19 protein-coding genes are annotated in these 20,211 nt (G+C 57.4%); 9 read left to right on the top strand and 10 right to left on the bottom strand.

The window, feature by feature from the left end; genetic code table 11:
* The first annotated feature begins 32 nt into the window (after positions 1–32).
* The 5 genes from GQR96_RS10225 (at position 33) to osmB (ending at position 4,861) form a co-directional block, all read left to right on the top strand.
* Complete coding sequence (locus GQR96_RS10225) at positions 33–1,190, top strand: CMD domain-containing protein (protein ID WP_004203887.1); 1,158 nt, start codon at positions 33–35, stop codon at positions 1,188–1,190.
* 81 nt (positions 1,191–1,271) lie between these two features.
* Entirely contained in the window at positions 1,272–3,206 is a 1,935-nt protein-coding gene (locus tag GQR96_RS10220) for an exoribonuclease II (RefSeq protein WP_069135679.1), read from the top strand.
* Positions 3,207–3,364: 158 nt separating this feature from the next.
* Positions 3,365–3,544, top strand: a complete 180-nt coding sequence (locus GQR96_RS10215) for a protein YciZ/DeoL (RefSeq protein WP_004203883.1) — start codon at positions 3,365–3,367, stop codon at positions 3,542–3,544.
* A 73-nt stretch (positions 3,545–3,617) separates the two neighbouring features.
* Entirely contained in the window at positions 3,618–4,367 is a 750-nt protein-coding gene (locus GQR96_RS10210; RefSeq protein ID WP_004203882.1) for a DNA-binding transcriptional regulator YciT, read from the top strand.
* 275 nt (positions 4,368–4,642) lie between these two features.
* A complete protein-coding gene (gene osmB / locus GQR96_RS10205) occupies positions 4,643–4,861 on the top strand; it encodes an osmotically-inducible lipoprotein OsmB (RefSeq protein WP_002901783.1) in 219 nt (72 codons plus the stop codon).
* 129 nt (positions 4,862–4,990) lie between these two features.
* On the opposite strand, the gene yciH is transcribed toward osmB, so the two are convergent.
* The 5 genes from yciH to pgpB all read right to left on the bottom strand — a co-directional run bounded on the left by yciH (position 4,991) and on the right by pgpB (position 8,632).
* Positions 4,991–5,317: a stress response translation initiation inhibitor YciH gene (gene yciH / locus GQR96_RS10200; protein ID WP_004203881.1), complete on the bottom strand. Its 327-nt coding sequence runs from the start codon at positions 5,315–5,317 to the stop codon at positions 4,991–4,993.
* Positions 5,317–6,054: an orotidine-5'-phosphate decarboxylase gene (pyrF, locus tag GQR96_RS10195; RefSeq protein ID WP_069135680.1), complete on the bottom strand. Its 738-nt coding sequence runs from the start codon at positions 6,052–6,054 to the stop codon at positions 5,317–5,319. The genes yciH and pyrF overlap by 1 nt, the downstream gene beginning before the upstream one ends.
* A 190-nt stretch (positions 6,055–6,244) precedes the next feature.
* On the bottom strand, positions 6,245–7,414 hold the full coding sequence (lapB, locus tag GQR96_RS10190) for a lipopolysaccharide assembly protein LapB (RefSeq protein WP_048323909.1): 1,170 nt from the start codon (positions 7,412–7,414) through the stop codon (positions 6,245–6,247).
* Between the two features lie 6 nt (positions 7,415–7,420).
* Positions 7,421–7,729, bottom strand: a complete 309-nt coding sequence (locus GQR96_RS10185) for a LapA family protein (protein ID WP_002901780.1) — start codon at positions 7,727–7,729, stop codon at positions 7,421–7,423.
* A 135-nt stretch (positions 7,730–7,864) separates the two neighbouring features.
* Positions 7,865–8,632, bottom strand: a complete 768-nt coding sequence (gene pgpB / locus GQR96_RS10180) for a phosphatidylglycerophosphatase B (RefSeq protein WP_004203878.1) — start codon at positions 8,630–8,632, stop codon at positions 7,865–7,867.
* 163 nt (positions 8,633–8,795) lie between these two features.
* On the opposite strand from pgpB, the gene ribA reads away from it, so the two are divergent.
* On the top strand, positions 8,796–9,398 hold the full coding sequence (gene ribA / locus GQR96_RS10175; protein ID WP_004203877.1) for a GTP cyclohydrolase II: 603 nt from the start codon (positions 8,796–8,798) through the stop codon (positions 9,396–9,398).
* Positions 9,399–9,445: 47 nt separating this feature from the next.
* Here the strand turns inward: ribA and acnA are convergent, their stop codons facing one another.
* From acnA to topA, 4 genes are all read right to left on the bottom strand, one after another.
* Positions 9,446–12,118 carry an aconitate hydratase AcnA gene (gene acnA / locus GQR96_RS10170; protein WP_069135681.1) on the bottom strand — a complete coding sequence of 891 codons (2,673 nt, stop codon included), beginning with the start codon at positions 12,116–12,118 and terminating at the stop codon, positions 9,446–9,448.
* Between the two features lie 389 nt (positions 12,119–12,507).
* Complete coding sequence (locus GQR96_RS10165) at positions 12,508–12,675, bottom strand: YmiA family putative membrane protein (RefSeq protein WP_017898677.1); 168 nt, start codon at positions 12,673–12,675, stop codon at positions 12,508–12,510.
* Positions 12,676–12,920: 245 nt separating this feature from the next.
* Complete coding sequence (cysB, locus tag GQR96_RS10160; RefSeq protein ID WP_004203875.1) at positions 12,921–13,895, bottom strand: HTH-type transcriptional regulator CysB; 975 nt, start codon at positions 13,893–13,895, stop codon at positions 12,921–12,923.
* Between the two features lie 343 nt (positions 13,896–14,238).
* Complete coding sequence (gene topA / locus GQR96_RS10155; RefSeq protein WP_004203874.1) at positions 14,239–16,836, bottom strand: type I DNA topoisomerase; 2,598 nt, start codon at positions 16,834–16,836, stop codon at positions 14,239–14,241.
* Between the two features lie 406 nt (positions 16,837–17,242).
* Between topA and GQR96_RS10150 the strand changes: the two genes are divergently transcribed.
* Positions 17,243–17,494 carry a YciN family protein gene (locus GQR96_RS10150; RefSeq protein ID WP_002901761.1) on the top strand — a complete coding sequence of 84 codons (252 nt, stop codon included), beginning with the start codon at positions 17,243–17,245 and terminating at the stop codon, positions 17,492–17,494.
* 62 nt (positions 17,495–17,556) lie between these two features.
* Here the strand turns inward: GQR96_RS10150 and sohB are convergent, their stop codons facing one another.
* A complete protein-coding gene (sohB, locus tag GQR96_RS10145; protein WP_004203873.1) occupies positions 17,557–18,603 on the bottom strand; it encodes a protease SohB in 1,047 nt (348 codons plus the stop codon).
* Positions 18,604–18,857: 254 nt separating this feature from the next.
* Here sohB and GQR96_RS10140 point away from each other — a divergent pair, with 254 nt between their 5' ends.
* Together GQR96_RS10140 and cobO are read left to right on the top strand one after the other, a co-directional pair.
* On the top strand, positions 18,858–19,619 hold the full coding sequence (locus GQR96_RS10140) for a YciK family oxidoreductase (protein ID WP_004203872.1): 762 nt from the start codon (positions 18,858–18,860) through the stop codon (positions 19,617–19,619).
* A complete protein-coding gene (gene cobO / locus GQR96_RS10135) occupies positions 19,616–20,206 on the top strand; it encodes a cob(I)yrinic acid a,c-diamide adenosyltransferase (RefSeq protein ID WP_004203871.1) in 591 nt (196 codons plus the stop codon). Before GQR96_RS10140 ends, cobO begins: the two co-directional genes overlap by 4 nt.
* The last annotated feature ends 5 nt before the right edge of the window (positions 20,207–20,211 follow it).

Below are 20,211 nucleotides of genomic sequence, written 5' to 3'. Positions count from 1 at the left end.
GCGGTTCGCCACATACCGAACAAGGAAAGCCCATGGAGCCACGCCGCGTGAATGGCAAAAACCACTGGTATCACGAAACCCAGTCAACAATCTGCCCGGTGGATGTCCTGCCGCTCGTCCCTGAAGCCGCCCATGTTGAAGACCGCTTTTTGCTGGACCTGACGCTGCCGGACGCCTGGCTACACGCCCACGCAGGCTGGCTACGCCCCGCGCGCCAGCTGGCCGAGCGGCTGTTTCCCGACCAGGTGGCGGTGAGCCGCCTGCAAACCTTTACCGCCTACGATCGCCTGAGCACTGCGCTCACCGTCGCCCAGGTCTACGGCGTCCAGCGGCTGTGTAACCACTATGCCGCCCGCCTGGCGCCCCTGCCGGGGCCCGACTCTTCGCGCGAGAGCAACCGTCGTCTGGCGCAGATCACCCAATACGCTCGTCAGCTCGCCGGTTCACCCTCCGTCATTAACGCCCTTTCCCGCAGCCAGCTGGACGAAGTGGGCCTGACCAGTCGGGATATTATCCTGATCAACCAGATTATCGGTTTCGTCGGCTTCCAGGCGCGGGCGATTGCCGTGCTGCAGGCGGCCCAGGGCTTCCCGGTGCGCTGGATCCCCGGTATGCCGCAGCAAGAGGAGGCGCCCGCCGACCTGTTCGTCAACCCACCAGGAGAGTGGGTAACCGACATTGAGGATCCCGATCTGCAGTATGCCGATGACGAGCGCCAGCGGCGTATCGCCAGCTGGCAGTCACTGCCCGGCCTGGGCCCGCTGGCTCCGTTGCTGGCCTGCGACCCGCAGCTGATGGCGCCTCTGGAGACGCTGTTACGCCAGCTCAGCGGCAACGGTACCTTTGGCCCGCAGGTCGCCTTACTCACCGCGCGCACCAATGGCAGCGCCACCTGTTTTGACGCCTGGCTCTCCCACTGGCACGGTGAAGAAGCGTTCGGCAGCCATTTGCGCGAGGGCGATCAGGCTCTCCATCGCTGGCTTGGGCAGCATCCGCGGTCGCGCGCGCTCGTTACCGCGGTACAGTTGTTAACCCGCTCCCCGGACCGGTTTAGCGCCGCCCAGTTAACACCCCTCGGCGAATATGGACTCTCAGCGGAACAGGCGATCGATCTGTTAACCTGGAGCGGACTATGCGGCTGGATGAATCGTCTGAAAATCGCCCTCGGCTATGTGCGTCAGCAGACGTAAATTGCTGAAACAGCGCTTGCTGCGACAGGCATAATCGCGTAAAAATGTCAGCCGCTCTTTTAGCCACGAAAATACCTAATTATGTTTCAGGATAACCCGCTGCTAGCGCAGCTTAAACAGCAACTGCATTCCCAGACGCCGCGTGCGGAAGGGGTCGTTAAGGGCACGGAAAAGGGCTTTGGCTTCCTCGAAGTGGACGCTCAGAAGAGCTACTTCATTCCGCCGCCGCAGATGAAAAAAGTGATGCATGGCGACCGTATCGTTGCGGTGATCCATTCTGAAAAAGAACGCGAAAGCGCCGAACCGGAATCGCTGGTTGAGCCCTTCCTGACCCGTTTCGTCGGTAAAGTCCAGAAGAAAGACGATCGCCTCGCTATCGTTCCTGACCATCCGCTGCTGAAAGACGCCATTCCCTGCCGCGCCGCCCGTGGCGTTGAGCATGATTTCAAACAGGGTGACTGGGCCGTCGCAGAAATGCGCCGTCATCCATTAAAAGGCGACCGCGGATTTTACGCGGAGCTGACCCAGTTCATCACCTTCAGCGACGATCACTTCGTCCCGTGGTGGGTGACGCTGGCGCGCCATAATCTTGAGAAAGAGGCACCGGACGGCGTCGCCACCGAGATGCTTGACGAAGGGCTGACTCGCCGCGATTTGACCGCCCTCGACTTCGTCACCATTGACAGCGCCAGTACCGAAGATATGGACGATGCGCTCTATGTCGAATCTGGCGCCGACGGCAAACTGTTGCTGACGGTGGCGATCGCTGACCCGACCGCGTGGATTGCCGAAGGCAGCAAGCTGGATAACGCCGCAAAAGTACGCGCCTTTACCAACTATCTGCCGGGCTTCAACATCCCGATGCTGCCGCGCGAACTGTCAGACGACCTGTGTTCCCTGCGTGCCAATGAAGTGCGCCCGGTGTTGGCCTGCCGGATGACCCTGGCGGCCGATGGCACCATCGAAGACAATATCGAGTTCTTTGCCGCTACCATCGAATCAAAAGCCAAGCTGGCCTATGACGATGTCTCTGACTGGCTGGAAGGCCGCGGCAGCTGGCAGCCGGGCAGCGAGGCGATCGCGCAGCAAATTACGCTGCTGAAGGACGTGTGTCAGCGCCGCAGCGAATGGCGTCAGACCCACGCGCTGGTGTTTAAAGACCGCCCGGATTACCGTTTCGTCCTCGGCGAAAAAGGCGAAGTGCTGGACATCGTCGCGGAGCCGCGTCGTATTGCCAACCGTATTGTCGAAGAGTCGATGATCGCCGCCAACATCTGTGCCGCCCGCGTGCTGCGCGACAAGCTTGGCTTCGGCGTTTATAACGTCCACACCGGCTTCGACCCGGCGAATACCGAACAGCTGGCGGCCCTGCTGAAGACCCACGAGGTACACGTTGATCCGACGGAAGTGCTCACCCTGGAAGGTTTCTGCAAGCTGCGCCGCGAACTGGACGCTCAGCCGACCGGTTTCCTCGACAGCCGCATACGTCGTTTCCAGTCGTTTGCTGAAATCAGCACCGAGCCGGGCCCCCACTTTGGTCTTGGTCTTGAGGCCTACGCCACATGGACCTCGCCGATCCGTAAGTATGGCGACATGATCAACCACCGTCTGCTGAAGGCCATCATCAAAGGCGAAACCATTGCGCGCCCACAGGATGAAGCCACCGTGCAGATGGCGGAGCGCCGTCGTCTCAACCGCATGGCCGAACGCGATGTCGCCGACTGGCTGTATGCCCGTTTCCTCAACGATAAAGCCGGTACCGACACCCGCTTTGCGGCGGAGATCATCGACATCAGCCGCGGTGGAATGCGCGTACGTCTGGTGGACAATGGCGCGGTCGCCTTTATTCCGGCCCCGTTCCTCCACGCCGTGCGCGACGAACTGGTCTGCAGCCAGGAAAACGGCACCGTGCAGATCAAGGGAGAAGTGGTCTACAAGGTGACCGATGTTATCGATGTCACTATCGCTGAAGTCCGCATGGAAACGCGTAGCATCATTGCTCGTCCGGCAGCCTGACGTCTCTTCACAGCGGTTCCTTCGGGAACCGCTCCTTCTTTCCTCCCTGTCCCGTCATTTCCGTCGCAACGATTAAGGTTGTGCGTTTTTTTCGCTTCTCTTTTTCACCCATTTTTAGCATCATTGATTTCATTCGTTTTTGTTACCAGGATAATGCCATGTCAGATGTGAATGCCCACCTGCTCGCCCAACGTATCGATACCGTGCTGGATATTCTGGTTGCCGGTGATTACCACTCTGCGATCCATAATCTGGAAATCCTCAAAGCGGAACTGCTGGCGCTGGCGGCAGACGACGCCGAGCAAAACAAACCACCCAAAGCGCCCTGGGAAATCTGATTATCGCCCACATGCCGCAACCGGCGATGCTGACCGGTTGCTCGCCGTATAGCCCCCTAACAGTGATGTTGCTATGAACGCCCGACAACAAAGTATTTTGCAAGTGGTCATCGATAAAGGCCGCATGAGCGTCGCCGATCTGGCGAAGATGACCGGTGTCTCAGAGGTCACCATCCGTCAGGATCTAAACCTGCTGGAGAAGCAGAGCTATCTGCGCCGCACCCATGGCTACGCCGTCCCATTGGACAGTGAAGATGTCGAAACCCGCATGATGACCCATTTCGCCATTAAGCGTGAACTGGCCAGCCGCGCCGCGGCGCTGGTGAATGCCGGCGAAACGGTATTTATCGAAAACGGCAGCAGCAACGCCCTGCTGGCGCGCACCCTGGCTGAACGCGGCGATATCACCATCATCACCGTCAGCAGCTATATCGCCCATCTGCTGAAAGAGACGCCGGGAGAGGTGATCCTGCTGGGCGGGATTTACCAGAAACGCAGTGAAAGTATGGTTGGCCCACTGACCCGCCAGTTCATTCAACAGGTGCATTTCAGTAAGGCCTTCATCGGGATCGATGGCTGGCAGGCGGAAACCGGCTTTACCGGCCGCGATATGATGCGTGCGGACGTGGTTAACGCCGTTCTGGAGAAGCACTGCGAAGCGATTATCCTCAGCGACAGCTCAAAATTCAGCGCGGTGCACCCCTATCCGCTTGGCCCAGCCGGCCGCTTTAATCGCGTTATCACCGACGATCGTCTGCCGAACGACTGCCGTGAGCAGTTGTTGCGCAGCGGCCTGACCGTCGATATTGTGCCGTACATCTGATATTCCACCCGCCCCGTGCCCTGCCACCGCGCCGAACGGGGCGAAATTACGCTCTGAGAGTATTCCGAGCCGGTAATTAAGATTTTTTACCTGACGATAAATTTAAAAAAAAGTAGAATTATTATTAGCGATATAACAGGAAGTGACTATCACCTGCGTGATTTTCGTGATACCTGCGCACCCTAACTTCATGGAATTGCCCTAAAGCTGCTTTATCAGGCTATGCTTAAAGGAGCGCCGTAATCCATGAATAGATTATTCAGGAGAAAAAAATGATGACTTCAACGAGCAAAAAAATGGCTGCTGTTGTTCTGGCTGTCACTGTAGCAATGTCTCTGAGCGCTTGCTCTAACATGTCTAAACGCGATCGTAACACTGCAATCGGTGCAGGCGCCGGCGCCATCGGCGGTGCGGTGTTAACTGACGGTAGCGCACTCGGTACCCTGGGTGGCGCAGCAGTCGGTGGTATTATTGGTCACCAGGTCGGCAAATAATATAATTACCTGACGAAATAAAAGAATAATTCATACGAATTGACTTACGCACGTTAAATCATTCAAGGCCGCGGCATTCACCGCGGCCTTGTTATTTCACCTGGCCATTAATTAGGGTTGAAAAAAAGATTAGCCGCCAGCTAACTTCACTTTCATCCCTTTCGCCTCTAGCAGCGCCTTAAGTAAATCCCGTTTGTCGCCCTGGATCTCAATCACACCCTCTTTCACCGCGCCGCCGCAGCCGCATTTCTTCTTCAGCTCTGCCGCCAGGGCAGTGAGTGCCGCATCGTCGGCATCAATCCCGCTAATCAGACAGACGCCCTTGCCCTTGCGGCCGCTGGTCTGGCGCTGGATCCGCACTATGCCGTCGCCTTTCGGGCGCACCGGCGCCGGTTTCGCCTCGTCGATACGCCCGGTTTCGGTGGAGTAGACCAGGCGGCTGTTGGAATCGCTCATTATGCCCCCTTGCGCAGAGAATCGTTGATCGCCCGCAGCGTCGCGGCAGGATCGATCGACTGGGTAACCGGGCGGCCAATGACCATATAGTCCACCCCTGACGCCTGAGCCTGCTCAGGCGTCATGATCCGCCGCTGATCGCCAGCGTCGCTGCCCTGCGGACGGATACCCGGGGTGACCAGCTTAAACGCCTGTCCCAGCTCATGCTTAAAGCGTACCGCCTCCTGAGCTGAACACACCACCCCGTCGAGGCCGCAGCGTTGGGTCAGCGCCGCCAGCTTCGCCGCGTAATCAGCCGGAGATAAGGTAATGCCCAGATCCTGCAGATCGCTGGACTCCATGCTGGTAAGGACGGTGACGGCGATGAGCAGCGGCGCGTCTTGACCAAAAGGCAGCAGCGCTTCGCGTGCCGCGGTCATCATCCGCGCGCCGCCGGAGGCATGGACATTCACCATCCATACGCCAAGCTCGGCCGCCGCCGCCACCGCGCGGGCGGTGGTGTTGGGAATATCGTGAAACTTAAGGTCCAGGAACACCTCAAACCCACGCTGATGCAGATCGCTGACAAACTGTGGTCCCAGCAGAGTGAACATCTCTTTGCCCACCTTCAGGCGGCAGTCGCGCGGGTCGATGCGGTCGACAAATGCCAGCGCTTTATCGCGATTATCATAGTCAAGTGCAACCACAACGGGAGAGGAAGTGACAGCGCGGGAAGATGGGATAGCTGTTGACGTCATGACCAGACCTTAGTGTTGATGGGCGCCAGAGGGCGCAAAAAAGGTAAACGGGCAGCATTCTACCTGTGAAGCTAACAAAATAACAGGCTGCTGTTTTGCCCTGCGCGGACGACGGCGATGCCGGGGCTGCAGACGGCGACGGGAAAGAAATGATAAGTATGTTGTAACTAAAGCGTCTGTTTTTTTGACCTTACTGGCCGTCGAGGCCGCGAATAGGTTTGATGGTCGCCCAGGAGCGGCAGGACGGACAATGCCAGTAGAGAGTATGAGCGGTAAAGCCGCATTTCTGGCAACGGTAGCGCGGTTTGCTGCGCACCTGTTCGCCGACCATGTTTCGCAGCACCCCAAGACTTTCTTTCGCCCGTCCTTCTTCCGCTTCATTGAGATGGTAGTCCATCAGCTTATGGAAGACGCGCATGGTGGGATGGCGTTCCAGCTGCCGGGTCACGTAATTTTGCGCCGCTTCGACCCCTTCCCGCTGCTCAAGGATCTGCGCCAGCATCAGTTCGGCGGTCGCCCCGGCGTTCTCCTCCACGCAGCGGCGCAGGAAAATTTCCCATTCATCGGCTTTGCCGAGCTGCTGATAGCAGGTCTGCAGCATCTCCAGCGTCTCACCCACCAGCTCTTTATCCTGATCGATAACCCGCTCGAGGCTTTCCACCGCTTTGGCGTAGTCGCCCTTCTCCATCCACACCCGACCCATCATGATCGACACCCGGGCGCTGTTGCGGTCCGCGGCGGCGCCTTTCTTCAACAGCGCCATCGCCTTATCCAGATCGTTGGCCGCCATCTGCTGCAGGGCCAGTTCGCACCAGAAGTTGGCGATTTCGCCACGATGCTTCTCTTTGCCCAGCTTCACCAGCCGCTCAGCCACCTCGATAGCCGACTGCCAGTCGCTGGTCGCCTGGTAGATCTGCAACAGTTGCTGCAGCGCGCCGAGGCGAAAATCAGTCTCATCCACCAGCTGTTTGAACATGTCTTCCGCACGGTCATACAGCCCGGCGGCCATATAGTCGCGCCCCAGCTGCTGGACGGCCAACAGGCGCTGATCGTAGGTTAACGATGCGCTTTCCATCAGACTCTGGTGGATACGGATCGCGCGGTCGACCTCACCGCGCGAGCGGAACAGGTTGCCGAGCGTCAGGTGGGCCTCAACGGTACCGGTATCCTCTTTCAGCATATCAAGGAACAGATCGACGGCTTTATCCTGCTGGTTGCTAAGCAGGAAGTTCACCCCCGCCACGTAATCCCGTGACAGGCGGCTCGCGTCGTCCTGTTTGGACTGTTGTGCACTTCTGCGCCCCATGTACCAGCCGTAGGCGGCGGCAACGGGTAAAAGCAGAAACAACAACTCCAGCATAAGAGGTTATTCCTTCACCGCAGGCACGCCTGCGTCGACAGCCGCCGGGCTGACAGGGGCAATCTGGTGCTCAAGGCGCTTAATTTTCCGCTCCGCGCGCGCCAGCGAGACGCGCACCCGCAGCCAGAACAGGCCGCAGATCAGCCAGCCGATGGCAAAGCCTGCGGCAAACAGCACCGCCAGTAGCGTCGAAATGCGGAATTCACCCTGAGCGAGCAAATAGTTGAAAGTGACCTGTTGGTCATTCTGCGCCCCCAGCGTCACTGAAATGACGAAGATTGCTAACACCAGTAAGAAAATGAGTAAATATTTCACATGACTTCCCGTTCTGTGGGTTGCGCGAAAAAAGCCCGCTTTCAGCCCTATAAAGTATCATTTTCGCCGCAGCGGTGGAACGAAAAAGCACGGCAACTCTACAGGATATGCGGTCGGATGCCGCTAAAATCAACATTATTCCGCTTCAGGCATCCGTTTTTTAATATCCTGCGCCTCTTCCCCCGGCGGCGAGAGCGGCCCGCAAAGACGCTGCGTCAGCCAGCAGGCCACCGTGACCAGCACCCAGGAAATCAACGTAGCGACAATAAGATCCAGCGGCCAGTGCATGCCGAGCGCCAGGCGACTGCCCATCACTGCCGTCGCCCACGCCAGCAGCACCGCGATCGTGCCCCAGCGCCGACGCGGCCACAACAGCCCGGCAGCGAGCAGCGCCCAGCTGGCGGCGAACATCGTATGGCCTGACGGGAAGGCAAACCCGGTCTCTTTCTGCCAGTGTTTGCGTAAAAACGGCGGGATGTCCTGCGCCTGCGCCAGCTGCTCATGCACCAGTTTAGCGCGTTCTTTGCGCTTTAACGCGTAGAATTGCGTCACCGGCACCTGCCTTGTGTTTTCCAGCCAGATGACAAACGGTCTCGGCTCCTGAACCCGCGCCTTGACCCAGGATTTGGCCCCCTGTCCCACCAGGATGGCGGCGGCAAGAATGAGGAACAGAATCAGCGCCGCGCGCAGGCGAAAGCGCAAGCACCAGAGAAACCAGGCGCACAGCACAACATGGGTGATGATTCCCCACGGCTGGGTCACCGTTTCCGTCACCCACCAGAGGCTTTTCAGCCATGCCACCGGTAGTCCTGGCTGCCACAGCCAACCAGACAGCCAGACCGTGAGGGGCATGACCAGCAGCAGCGCCGCCGCAAGAGCGGTTCGTCGGGCAATCAACAGCATTTTCTCTCCTTCTCCTTGTAGATGAACATCATAGCGGAAAGTAGATCGTTTGTGCGCTTTCCGCGCGGCTAACCGTTCGCGATTAGGAGAACGTCCCGGCGTTGTGGCAAAATAGCGGTAAACAGAAAGCACATTCAGGTGCTGACAGAATCTGGAGAATCACATGCAGCTTAAACGTGTGGCAGAAGCCAAACTGCCAACCCCCTGGGGCGATTTCCTGATGGTGGGTTTTGAAGAACTGGCAACCGGACAGGATCATGTCGCGCTGGTGTACGGCGATATCTCAGGGCAGGCGCCGGTGCTCGCCCGCGTTCATTCAGAGTGTCTGACGGGCGATGCCCTGTTTAGCCTGCGCTGTGATTGCGGCTTTCAGCTGGAGGCGGCCCTGTCGCATATCGCCGAAGAAGGCCGGGGGATCCTGCTCTATCATCGTCAGGAAGGTCGCAACATTGGTTTATTGAATAAGATCCGCGCCTACGCGCTGCAGGATCAGGGGTATGACACTGTCGAAGCGAACCATCAGCTTGGCTTCGCCGCCGATGAACGCGACTTCACCCTGTGCGCCGATATGTTCAAACTGCTCAACGTAGAGCAGGTGCGACTGTTAACCAATAACCCGAAAAAAGTGGAAATCCTCAGCGAAGCCGGGATTAACATTGTGGAGCGCGTGCCGCTGATCGTCGGACGCAACCCGAAAAACGCCCATTATCTCGACACTAAAGCCGCCAAGATGGGCCACCTGCTCAACAGCAAGCCGGCGGAATAATACCGGCGACAGAGTAAAGAGAGGGCCAGCGATGCTGGCCCTTCGTTTTACAGCATATTGCGGATGACGTAGTGCAAGATGCCGTCGTTGCGGTAGTAGGTGAGCTCGGTCGCCGTGTCGATACGGCACCGGCAGGCGATCACCTCCTGCGAGCCGTCAGCGCGGGTGAGGGTCACCGGCACCGTGGCGCCAGGCTGTAGCGACTGCAGATTACTGACATCAATCCGCTCTTCACCGGTCAACTGTAGCGTTTTACGGGTGACGCCCTGCGGGAACTCCAGCGGCAGAATACCCATCCCGATCAGGTTGGAGCGGTGAATACGTTCGAAGGACTCGGCGATCACCACCCGGATCCCCAGCAGGCGCGGCCCCTTCGCCGCCCAGTCGCGGCTGGAACCCGAGCCATACTCCTTACCGGCAATCACCGCCAGCGGTATCCCCTCGGCTTTATACAGCATCGCCGCATCGTATATCGCCACCGGTTCGCGGTCCGGCAGATGGCGGGTCATCCCCCCTTCCACCCCCGGCACCATTTCGTTGCGGATGCGGATATTGGCGAAGGTGCCGCGCATCATCACCTCATGGTTACCGCGACGGGAGCCGTAGGAGTTAAAGTCGCGCCGGGCAACCCCATGCTCCTGCAGATAGCGGCCTGCCGGACTATCGGCTTTGATGCTTCCTGCCGGCGAAATGTGGTCAGTAGTCACTGAATCGCCCAGCATGGCGAGGATCCGCGCGCCGTGAATATCCTCCACCGGCAGCGGCTCGACGCCCATCTCGTCAAAGAACGGCGACAGGCGAATGTAGGTCGAATCTTCCTGCCAGTCGTAGGTATCTGACGCCTCCACCTTGATCGCCCTCCACTCCTCAGTACCGGAAAACACTTCCGCGTACTCTTTGCGGAACATCTCCGTGGAGACCTGTTCCACCGCCCGGGCAATCTCCTCCCCGCTCGGCCAGATATCTTTCAGATAGACCGGCTCACCGTCGCTGCCCTGTCCCAGCGGCTCGCGGGTGAGATCGATGTTCATGTTCCCCGCCAGCGCGTAAGCGACCACCAGCGGCGGCGAGGCCAGCCAGTTGGTTTTCACCAGCGGGTGGATACGCCCTTCGAAGTTACGGTTGCCGGAGAGCACCGCCCCGACGGTGAGGTCGCCTTTTTTGATTGCTTCTTCAATCGGTTCCGGCAGCGGACCGGAGTTACCGATACAGGTGGTACAGCCATACCCCACCAGATTGAAGCCGAGCTGGTCGAGGTAAGGCGTCAGGCCAGCATGGGCCAGATAATCTGACACCACTTTCGAGCCAGGGGCCAGGGAAGCTTTCACCCACGGCTGCGGCTGCAGGCCGCGTTCGACGGCTTTTTTCGCCAGCAGGCCAGCGGCCATCAGTACGCTGGGGTTGGAGGTGTTGGTACAGGAAGTGATCGCCGCAATGGCCACCGCGCCATCCGGCAGCGAATAGTGATGCCCGTTCAGCGTATACGCCACCGGCTGGCGCTGACGCTGAAGGTGGTTAACCTCCAGTTCGCCGCTGGCGGCAAAGGCTTTCGGCACATCGCCGAGCGCCACGCGATCCTGCGGCCGCTTCGGCCCGGCGAGGCTCGCTTCAACGCTGCCCATATCCAGCGCCAGGGTACTGGTAAAGACCGGCTCATCGCCCGGCTGGCGCCACATGCCCTGCGCTTTGGCATAGGCTTCCACCAGCGCTACCTGTTCTTCGCTGCGTCCGCTGAGACGCATATAGCTGAGCGTCACGTCATCGATCGGGAAGAAACCGCAGGTGGCGCCATACTCTGGCGCCATATTGGCGATGGTGGCGCGATCGGCCAGGGGCAAGGTATCCAGACCGTCACCGTAGAACTCGACAAATTTTCCGACCACGCCGTGCTGGCGCAGCATCTGGGTGACCGTCAGCACCAGGTCAGTAGCGGTAATGCCTTCGCGCAATTTGCCGCTGAGATTAAAGCCGACCACATCCGGGATCAGCATCGACACCGGCTGGCCGAGCATGGCGGCTTCCGCTTCAATCCCGCCCACGCCCCAGCCCAGCACGCCGAGCCCGTTAATCATGGTGGTATGGGAGTCGGTGCCCACCAGGGTATCCGGCCACGCCATCCACTTCCCGTTCACCTCTTCGCTCCACACCGCCCGTCCGAGATATTCCAGGTTGACCTGGTGGCAAATCCCGGTGCCCGGCGGCACCACGCTGAATCGGCTGAAGGCCTGCTGCCCCCAACGCAAAAATGCGTAGCGTTCGTGGTTCCGCTCCATTTCCAGGCGGACGTTGTCTTCGAAGGCCTCGTCGTCGCCGAAGCGGTCGACGGTCACCGAGTGGTCGATCACCAGGTCGACCGGCGAAAGCGGGTTCACCTTCGCGGTATCGCCGCCCAGGCGTTTCACCGCCTCGCGCATGGCGGCCAGATCCACTACCGCCGGCACGCCGGTAAAGTCCTGCATCAGGACGCGAGCCGGACGGTAGGCGATCTCCCGGTCGGCATGGGCCTTTTTCAGCCAACCGGCAAGGGCACGAATATCTTCTTCAGTTACCGAGTCACCGTCCTGCCAGCGCAACAGGTTCTCCATCAGCACCTTCAGCGACTTGGGCAGTCGACTGATATCGCCCAGCTGCTTCTCCGCCAGCGGCAGACTGTAGTAATGCCAGGTTTTCTCATTGACCTGCAGCGTGTCCTTACTGGCTTCTCGTAGGGTTGACGACATAGCTCCTCCTTTATCTCAGGGATGGCATACCCCGATTATCCTCAGGGTCTCCATTAAAGATAACACATGCTGGGCATAACACTTTGATAACAACCCAAATTGCTAAATGCGATAGGACGGAGAGGGATAAAAAGACAATTATCAGAGCGCAGAGGAAATAGCACCAAAATAGTGCAGAGGAGTCGTTTAAGCGATATTGTATTAGTACACGAGGACAAAAAAAGAGCTAATCATTGCCTGTTGGCTGATTAGCTCTTGTGATTGATTTCAGGTTGGATGAATCCCACGGCAAAATATATTCTCCCTGTATTGCCGGTCACTGATTTTATATTACAGTTTCCTTTCACTGTCATAAAAATGACATGTATCTACAACGATGACCTACAGCTTTAGCTGACAATCCAGATGTTGCAGATGGTGAGCGCGATGATACTCCAGAACATCGCCAGCCCTACCAACACTACGCCCCATACGCGACTACGCAGAACGGGATCGATTTCGGTTTTGTCATTTTCGTATGACATCGCCAGTTTCATGTAATCGAGATTACTTATCATATTGTCACCACCAATTGCTCAAATCATCAGGTACAGATAAATCTTAATTATGGATAAAAGATTAATCCAGCTAAATTAGGTCTGATGGAATATATTTAACCGGTTATTTGATCGCGGTGGGCATAATGACAAACGTGTTGCGAGAAATTATTAATTTTGTGATTGGTTCGAGGTTTAAGTTGTTAAATAAGGACCATGCTAGTTAATGGCACTCCCCACAGGGAATGCCATTATTTTTTACAGGGTTATTTTTCCGGTAGTTTTATATCTTTGAACATCGCTTCAATATCTTCATTCGACCGCAAGGCCACCGCGGTATCCACCACATCCCGGGTCAAATGGGGTGCAAAACGTTGAATAAAATCATACATGTAGCTTCGTAAGAAAGTGCTACGGCGGAAGCCTATTTTAGTGGTGCTGTGGCTGAAGATACCGTTCGCATCCAGCTTCACCAGGTCCGGATCGGAGACCGGATCCACCGCCATACTGGCAATCACCCCTACCCCGAGTCCCAGGCGAACATAGGTTTTGATGACATCGGCATCGGTGGCGGTAAAGACAATGCGCGGCGTCAGGCCCGCACGGTTAAACGCGGTATCCAGTTCCGAACGGCCGGTGAAGCCAAAGGTATAGGTTACCAGCGGATACTGCGCCAGCTCTTCAATTGACACCGAGCCCCTGGAGGCCAGAGGATGCTCCGGCGTCACCACGATCGACCGGTTCCAGTGATAGCATGGCAGCATCACCAAATCGTCATACAGATGCAGCGCTTCGGTAGCAATAGCGAAGTCGGCGTTGCCTTTCGACACGGCTTCGGCGATCTGGGTTGGCGAACCCTGATGCATATGCAGCGACACCCGCGGATAGCGTTCAATAAAGCCCTTGATCACCCCCGGCAAGGCATAGCGCGCCTGGGTATGGGTGGTCGCCACATACAGCGACCCCTTGTCCGGCCAGGTATGCTCCCCGGCGACAGATTTGATGGCATCGACTTTCGACAACACCTCGCGGGCAATACGGATGATCTCCTGCCCGGCAGGGGTCACCTGAGTCAAATGCTTGCCGCTGCGGGCAAAGATCTGGATGCCGAGCTCATCTTCCAGCATACGCACCTGCTTACTGATGCCTGGCTGGGAGGTATAAAGCCCTTCGGCGGTGGATGAAACATTCAGGTTATGGTTAACCACCTCAACGATGTAGCGAAGCTGTTGTAGTTTCATGCTGATATCCGTTTGCGCGTAAAATGAAGCCGCTTAATACACTTTACGTTCAGGCAACTTGTCGCCTGTGAAGGCCAGGCCTCCCGGCAGTTGGCCATAGTGGCGCCGCAACGCATCCTGAAAGCGATGATGTATAAGACGTTTTAATAATAAAAAAGGCATTAACTATAACCACTATATCATTTATACCAACAGTGTATAGCCGGTAACGAAAAATAATATAGGTGGTTATAAGGGGGCGGAAAGCGCGGAGAGAAAGGAAAACGACACGGCAGAGGCATCCATGGCCCCTGCCGGCCGCCAGAGCAGGAAAAGCGCCCTTTTCCTGCCTGATAATGGTCAGTTACTTTTTAGCTTCCGTCCATTTGCCGTCGATAAAGAAGGCTGACCAGCCGGTCGCTTTGCCCTCTTTTTCGGACGCCACATACTGCTGCTTCGTTTTACGGCTAAAGCGCACCAGCGTTTTATTGCCTTCCGGATCCTGCTGCGGCGCATCGGCGAGATAACGCAGTTTTTCCGGCAGACGGTCGCGGAAGCGGTACAGCTCTTCCACCAGCGGCGCACGCGTTTCCCGTGATTTCGGGAAGGTGTTTGCCGCCAGGAAGACGCCCGCGGCCCCGTCACGCAGCACGAAATAGGCGTCAGACTTCTCGCACGGCAGCTCCGGGAGCGGCACCGGATCTTCCTTCGGCGGCGCCACTTCGCCATTGCGCAGGATCTTACGCGTATTCTTACACTCGTCGTTGGTACAAGCCATGTACTTCCCAAAACGCCCCATCTTCAGGTGCATCTCGGAGCCGCACTTCTCGCACTCCACTACCGGACCGTCATAGCCCTTGATGCGGAACTCGCCCTCTTCAATCTCATAGCCATCGCAGGTCGGGTTGTTACCGCAGACGTGCAGTTTACGCTTGGGATCGATAAGGTAGCTGTCCATCGCCGTACCGCACTTCTGGCAGCGGCGTTTGGCGCGCAGCGCGTTAGTTTCGGCGTCATCGCCTTCCAGCACGTTGAGGACTTCGTTTTCCGGCACCAGGTTAATGGTGGTTTTGCAGCGCTCTTTCGGCGACAGGGCATAGCCCGAACAGCCGAGGAAAACGCCGGTGCTGGCGGTACGGATGCCCATTTTACGGCCGCAGGTCGGACAGTCGATACTGGTGAGCACCATCGGGTTCGGCTGCATGCCGCCCTCTTCCGGATCTTTCTCCGCAGTCTCCAGCTGGGCGGTAAAATCGCCGAAGAAGTGGTTCAGCACCTCTTTCCACTCGGCCTGGTGGTTAGCCACCTGATCGAGACGATCTTCCATCTGCGCGGTGAAGTCGTAGTTCATCAGATCGCGGAAGTTCTCTTCCAGTCGGTCGGTGACGATCTCGCCCATTTTCTCCGCGTAGAAACGACGGTTTTCCACTCGCACGTAACCACGATCCTGAATGGTGGAGATAATCGAGGCATAGGTGGACGGACGACCGATACCGCGTTTTTCCAGCTCTTTAACCAGCGAGGCTTCGCTGAAGCGAGCCGGCGGTTTGGTAAAGTGCTGGGCAGGCGTCAGCTCGACCAGGCTCAGCTGGTCGCCCTGTTTGACCAGCGGCAGAGTCCGGTCCTCATCGCCCTTGCGCAGGGCCGGCATCACTTTGGTCCAGCCGTCAAAGCGTAAGGTACGACCGCGCGCTTTCAGTTTGAAATCACCCGCCGCCACGGTCAGCGTCGTGGAGTCGTACTGCGCCGGCGTCATCTGACAGGCGACAAACTGGCGCCAGATCAGCTGATACAGCTTCTGCGCATCCGCTTCCATATCTTTCAGCGTTTCCGCCAGCACGTTCACATCAGACGGACGAATCGCTTCGTGTGCTTCTTGTGAGTTTTCTTTGCTGGCGTACTGATTGGCGCTTTCCGGCAGATATTTTTTACCAAACTTGTCGCTGATGTAGCCGCGAACCATGTTCAGCGCATCCTGACTCAGGTTGGTGGAGTCGGTACGCATATAGGTGATGTGCCCCGCCTCATAGAGGCGCTGAGCCATCATCATGGTCTTTTTCACGCCGAAGCCGAGACGGGTGCTGGCCGCCTGCTGCAGGGTGGAGGTGATGAACGGCGCGCCCGGCTTGCTGCTGGTCGGCTTGTCTTCCCGCTCCAGTACGCTGTAGCTGGCTTTTTCCAGTAGCGATACCGCCGCCATGGTCTCATCGCGGCTGACCGGACGGAACGGCTTATCGTCCTTATGGGTCACCTGCAGCGGCAGCGCGTCGCCGCCCGGCGTGGTGGTGCTGGCATCAACTTCCCAGTACTCTTCCGGGACGAATGCTTTGATTTCACGCTCACGCTCCACCACCAGGCGGACCGCGACGGACTGTACGCGCCCGGCAGAAAGACCACGGGCGATTTTTTTCCACAGCAGCGGCGAAACCATATAACCCACCACGCGGTCCATAAAGCGACGCGCCTGCTGGGCGTTAACCCGATCGATATTCAGTTCGCCCGGCTTTTCGAAAGCCTGACGAATGGCGTTTTTGGTGATCTCATTGAACACCACGCGGCTGTAACGCTGTTCATCGCCGCCGATAACTTCCCGCAGGTGCCAGGCAATGGCTTCCCCTTCGCGGTCAAGGTCGGTTGCGAGATAGATGTGGTCAGCTTTTTCCGCCAACTGTTTGAGTTCTGAAACTACCTTTTCTTTACCCGGAAGTACTTCATAGTGCGCATTCCAGTCATGCCATGGGTCCACGCCCATGCGGTTAACCAGAGCACCACGTTCGTCCTTTTTAGGCTTTTTAGCCCCTTTGGTGGCGGTAGAGTCGGTGCTCTTTTTGGAAGCTGATCCACTGGTCGGCAAATCGCGGATATGACCGACGCTGGATTTCACCACGTAGTCATTACCCAGATACTTATTGATCGTTTTGGCTTTTGCCGGGGACTCAACGATAACGAGAGCTTTACCCATATTCACCTTTACCTAATTTGATTCATCCAGGAATACATCGCACATTCATACACCCTCCACTGGCGACTGCCTCATATGTTGCGGCACCGTCGGTGAATATCAACCCAGAACACCTGTTTCATCTCCGTAAAACCAGGCGCTTGAGTTTACTGACCTTTTTTCGTCAGGTGACATAGCACGAAGAATTTTTGGCCGAATGTCAAGCAAATCTGTTGCCAGATCGCCGAAAGCGTCACACTGTACCTGATAAAATTCGTTACGCAACTTTATTAGCATGCAAAAGCGAATCACGCCAGTAAACGGCTGTTTCTCCACTGGTTACGATTACCCTTGTTTTGTCCATGGAAAATTTGCCCCGTGCCGCCGCGCGGCGTAAACTACGCGTGGAGAAAAAGAGGAGTCCGTTATGCAAGGTACAACCCAACCAATCGATCGCCAGACGCTGCTCGAAAAAGCCAACAAACTTATTCGCGAACATGAGGATACGTTAGCCGGTATCGAAGCTACCGACGTCGTTCAGCGCAACAATGTCCTGGTGTTTAGCGGTGAGTTTTATCTTGATGAGCAGGGTCTGCCGACGCCGAAGAGTACAGCGGTATTTAATATGTTTAAGTACCTCGCCCATGAGCTGTCGGACAAATATCACCTGGTCGATTAAGACCGGCGGAGATTAAGACCGCCCTAAATGAGAACGCGAGGCAGAGCCTCGCGTTTTATCATCTATATCAGCGGCTTCTGTCCGCGCTGCCACCAGCGCAGCAGCAGTCGATCGGCACTCTCCGCCGCGCTACCGGTGAAGCGGTCGAGCATTTTCTTACGCTGTTGATAACGCACTCCGATCACCTCGTGGCTCTCCATGAGTCCCAGCAGCAGCTCATCACTGGTTTCAACCGCATCCACCAGCCCTTTTTCCAGCGCCTGTACCCCGTACCAGTGCTCGCCAGTGGCCACCTGCTCAATATCAAGGCCCGGGCGCATCCGCTGGACGAAATCCTTGAACAAATGGTGCGTCTCATTAAGGTCTTCGCGAAACTTGCGCCGTCCTTCTTCAGTGTTTTCACCCAGCATCGTGAGCGTTCGTTTGTACTGTCCGGCGGTATGCAGTTCGATATCAATATCTTTGTTCTTCAGGAAACGGTGCAGGTTTGGGATCTGCGCCACCACGCCAATAGAGCCGAGGATCGCAAACGGCGCCGAGACAATTTTGTTCGCCACGCAGGCCATCATATAGCCGCCGCTGGCCGCCACTTTGTCGACCGCCACCGTCAGCGGGATCTGTTTGTCGCGCAAGCGCTGCAGCTGCGATGCTGCAAGCCCGTAGCCGTGCACCACCCCGCCGGGGCTTTCCAGACGAATCACCACCTGATCGCGCGCTTTCGCCGCCGCCAGCACCGCGGTGATCTCTTCCCGCAGGCTGGTGACTTCATGAGCATCCATACTGCCTTTGAAATCCAGCACCCAGGCGCGCGGCTTGCCTTCCGGCTCGGTATTACCCAGCTTCGCCCGCGCTTTCGCCGCCTTCGCCTCTTGTTTTTGCTTTTTCTTCTGCGACTTATGCCACTGCTTCTGCTGCGGGCCGTCCAGCAGGGCCACCGCCAGCGATTCCTTCATCTCTTTATAATGCTCGCTAAGATTCGTTACCCGCAGCTCGCCGCGCTGTTTCTTGCGCTGGGCCAGGTTGACGATAATAGCGGCAATCACCGCGATAGCGACGACAACGGTCGCGATCTTGGCTAAAAATAAGCCATATTGAGCAAGTAATTCCACGTTTTCACCTTGTGTAAAGCACTGACGTTGCTTCACAGTGTACATCAGCCCCTGGCGAGAAGTCTTTGTGCTTTGTGTCCTCTGCGCAGCGGATTCCGTTTTTTTAGGCGAGGCTGAAATCGTTGCAAGATATTAATTTTGTGAATACTTTCCGCTTCGCCGATTGCAATGGCGGGCGCTTTCAGGCATAACAGCGCAAAAGTGAGATACCAAAGATGAAGCGCGATCGAGAGCCGATCGCCAAAGGAGTCGCCGTGCATTATCAACCGCAACGCCACTTGCTGAAAGATCGCATCATTCTGGTCACCGGGGCCAGCGATGGAATTGGTCGTGAAGCGGCCCTGACCTACGCCCGCTACAGCGCCAGCGTTATCCTGCTGGGTCGCAACGACGACAAACTGCGCGCCGTCGCCGAGGAGATTGAGCGTGAGGGCGGTATTCCTCCCCGCTGGTTTACTCTCGACCTGCTCACCTGCACGCCGCAGGCGTGCCAGCAGCTGGCGCAGCAGATCAGCATCCACTATCCCCGCCTTGACGGCGTGCTGCACAATGCTGGCTTGCTCGGCGACATCTGCCCGATGGATGAACAGAAACCGGAGGTCTGGCAGCAGGTGATGCAGGTGAACGTCAATGGCACCTTTATGCTGACCCAGGCGCTTCTTCCTTTATTACTCCGTTCCGAATCTGGTTCGCTGGTCTTTACCTCATCCAGCGTCGGTCGTCAGGGTCGCGCCAACTGGGGCGCCTATGCCGTCTCCAAATTCGCCACCGAAGGGATGATGCAGGTGCTGGCCGACGAGTACCAAAGCCGCCACCTGCGGGTGAACTGTATCAACCCCGGCGGCACCCGCACCGGCATGCGCGCCAGCGCGTTCCCGACGGAAGATCCGCTGAAACTGAAAACCCCCGCTGACATTATGCCCGTCTATCTGTGGCTGATGGGCGACGACAGTCGTCGCAAGACGGGAATGACCTTCGACGCCCAACCGGGGCGTAAACCAGGAATTGCCCAATGAGTGATGAACGCTACCGCGAACGCCAGCAGCGGCTGAAAGATAAAGTGGATGCCCGGGTGGCGGCGGCCCAGGACGAGCGCGGCATTGTGATGGTCTTTACCGGCAACGGCAAAGGAAAAACTACCGCCGCCTTTGGCACCGCGACCCGCGCCGTCGGCCACGGCAAAAAAGTCGGCGTGATCCAGTTTATCAAGGGGACCTGGCCTAACGGCGAGCGTAATCTGCTGGAGCCCCACGGCGTCGAATTTCAGGTGATGGCGACAGGCTTTACCTGGAACACTCAGGACCGCGACAGCGACACCGCCGCCTGTCTGGCGGTTTGGGAACATGCCCGCCGTATGCTTGCCGACGACCAGCTCGATCTGGTGCTGCTGGACGAGCTGACCTATATGGTGGCCTACGATTACCTGCCGCTGGAGGCGGTGCTGAGCGCTCTGCGTGAGCGTCCTGCCCACCAGTCGGTGATCATCACCGGCCGCGGCTGTCATCGCGATATTATTGAAATGGCGGATACCGTCAGCGAGCTGCGCCCGGTGAAACATGCCTTTGATGCCGGCATTAAAGCGCAGATGGGGATTGACTACTGAGGACC

Origin of the sequence: Klebsiella sp. PCX (assembly GCF_021869705.1) — a bacterium.
Taxonomy (GTDB): Bacteria; Pseudomonadota; Gammaproteobacteria; order Enterobacterales; family Enterobacteriaceae; genus Klebsiella; species Klebsiella quasipneumoniae.
The sequence above is the reverse complement of the archived record's forward strand: the minus strand, read 5'-3'. Positions and strand labels throughout refer to the sequence as shown.

Bases quoted from the DNA above. Each gene is read 5' to 3' on its own strand.
- GQR96_RS10225 (WP_004203887.1), top strand. From the start codon at position 33: ATGGAGCCACGCCGCGTGAATGGCAAAAACCACTGGTATCACGAAACC.
- GQR96_RS10220 (WP_069135679.1), top strand. From the start codon at position 1,272: ATGTTTCAGGATAACCCGCTGCTAGCGCAGCTTAAACAGCAACTGCAT.
- GQR96_RS10215 (WP_004203883.1), top strand. From the start codon at position 3,365: ATGTCAGATGTGAATGCCCACCTGCTCGCCCAACGTATCGATACCGTG.
- GQR96_RS10210 (WP_004203882.1), top strand. From the start codon at position 3,618: ATGAACGCCCGACAACAAAGTATTTTGCAAGTGGTCATCGATAAAGGC.
- osmB (WP_002901783.1), top strand. From the start codon at position 4,643: ATGACTTCAACGAGCAAAAAAATGGCTGCTGTTGTTCTGGCTGTCACT.
- yciH (WP_004203881.1), bottom strand. From the start codon at position 5,317: ATGAGCGATTCCAACAGCCGCCTGGTCTACTCCACCGAAACCGGGCGT.
- pyrF (WP_069135680.1), bottom strand. From the start codon at position 6,054: ATGACGTCAACAGCTATCCCATCTTCCCGCGCTGTCACTTCCTCTCCC.
- lapB (WP_048323909.1), bottom strand. From the start codon at position 7,414: ATGCTGGAGTTGTTGTTTCTGCTTTTACCCGTTGCCGCCGCCTACGGC.
- pgpB (WP_004203878.1), bottom strand. From the start codon at position 8,632: ATGCTGTTGATTGCCCGACGAACCGCTCTTGCGGCGGCGCTGCTGCTG.
- ribA (WP_004203877.1), top strand. From the start codon at position 8,796: ATGCAGCTTAAACGTGTGGCAGAAGCCAAACTGCCAACCCCCTGGGGC.
- acnA (WP_069135681.1), bottom strand. From the start codon at position 12,118: ATGTCGTCAACCCTACGAGAAGCCAGTAAGGACACGCTGCAGGTCAAT.
- GQR96_RS10165 (WP_017898677.1), bottom strand. From the start codon at position 12,675: ATGATAAGTAATCTCGATTACATGAAACTGGCGATGTCATACGAAAAT.
- cysB (WP_004203875.1), bottom strand. From the start codon at position 13,895: ATGAAACTACAACAGCTTCGCTACATCGTTGAGGTGGTTAACCATAAC.
- topA (WP_004203874.1), bottom strand. From the start codon at position 16,836: ATGGGTAAAGCTCTCGTTATCGTTGAGTCCCCGGCAAAAGCCAAAACG.
- GQR96_RS10150 (WP_002901761.1), top strand. From the start codon at position 17,243: ATGCAAGGTACAACCCAACCAATCGATCGCCAGACGCTGCTCGAAAAA.
- cobO (WP_004203871.1), top strand. From the start codon at position 19,616: ATGAGTGATGAACGCTACCGCGAACGCCAGCAGCGGCTGAAAGATAAA.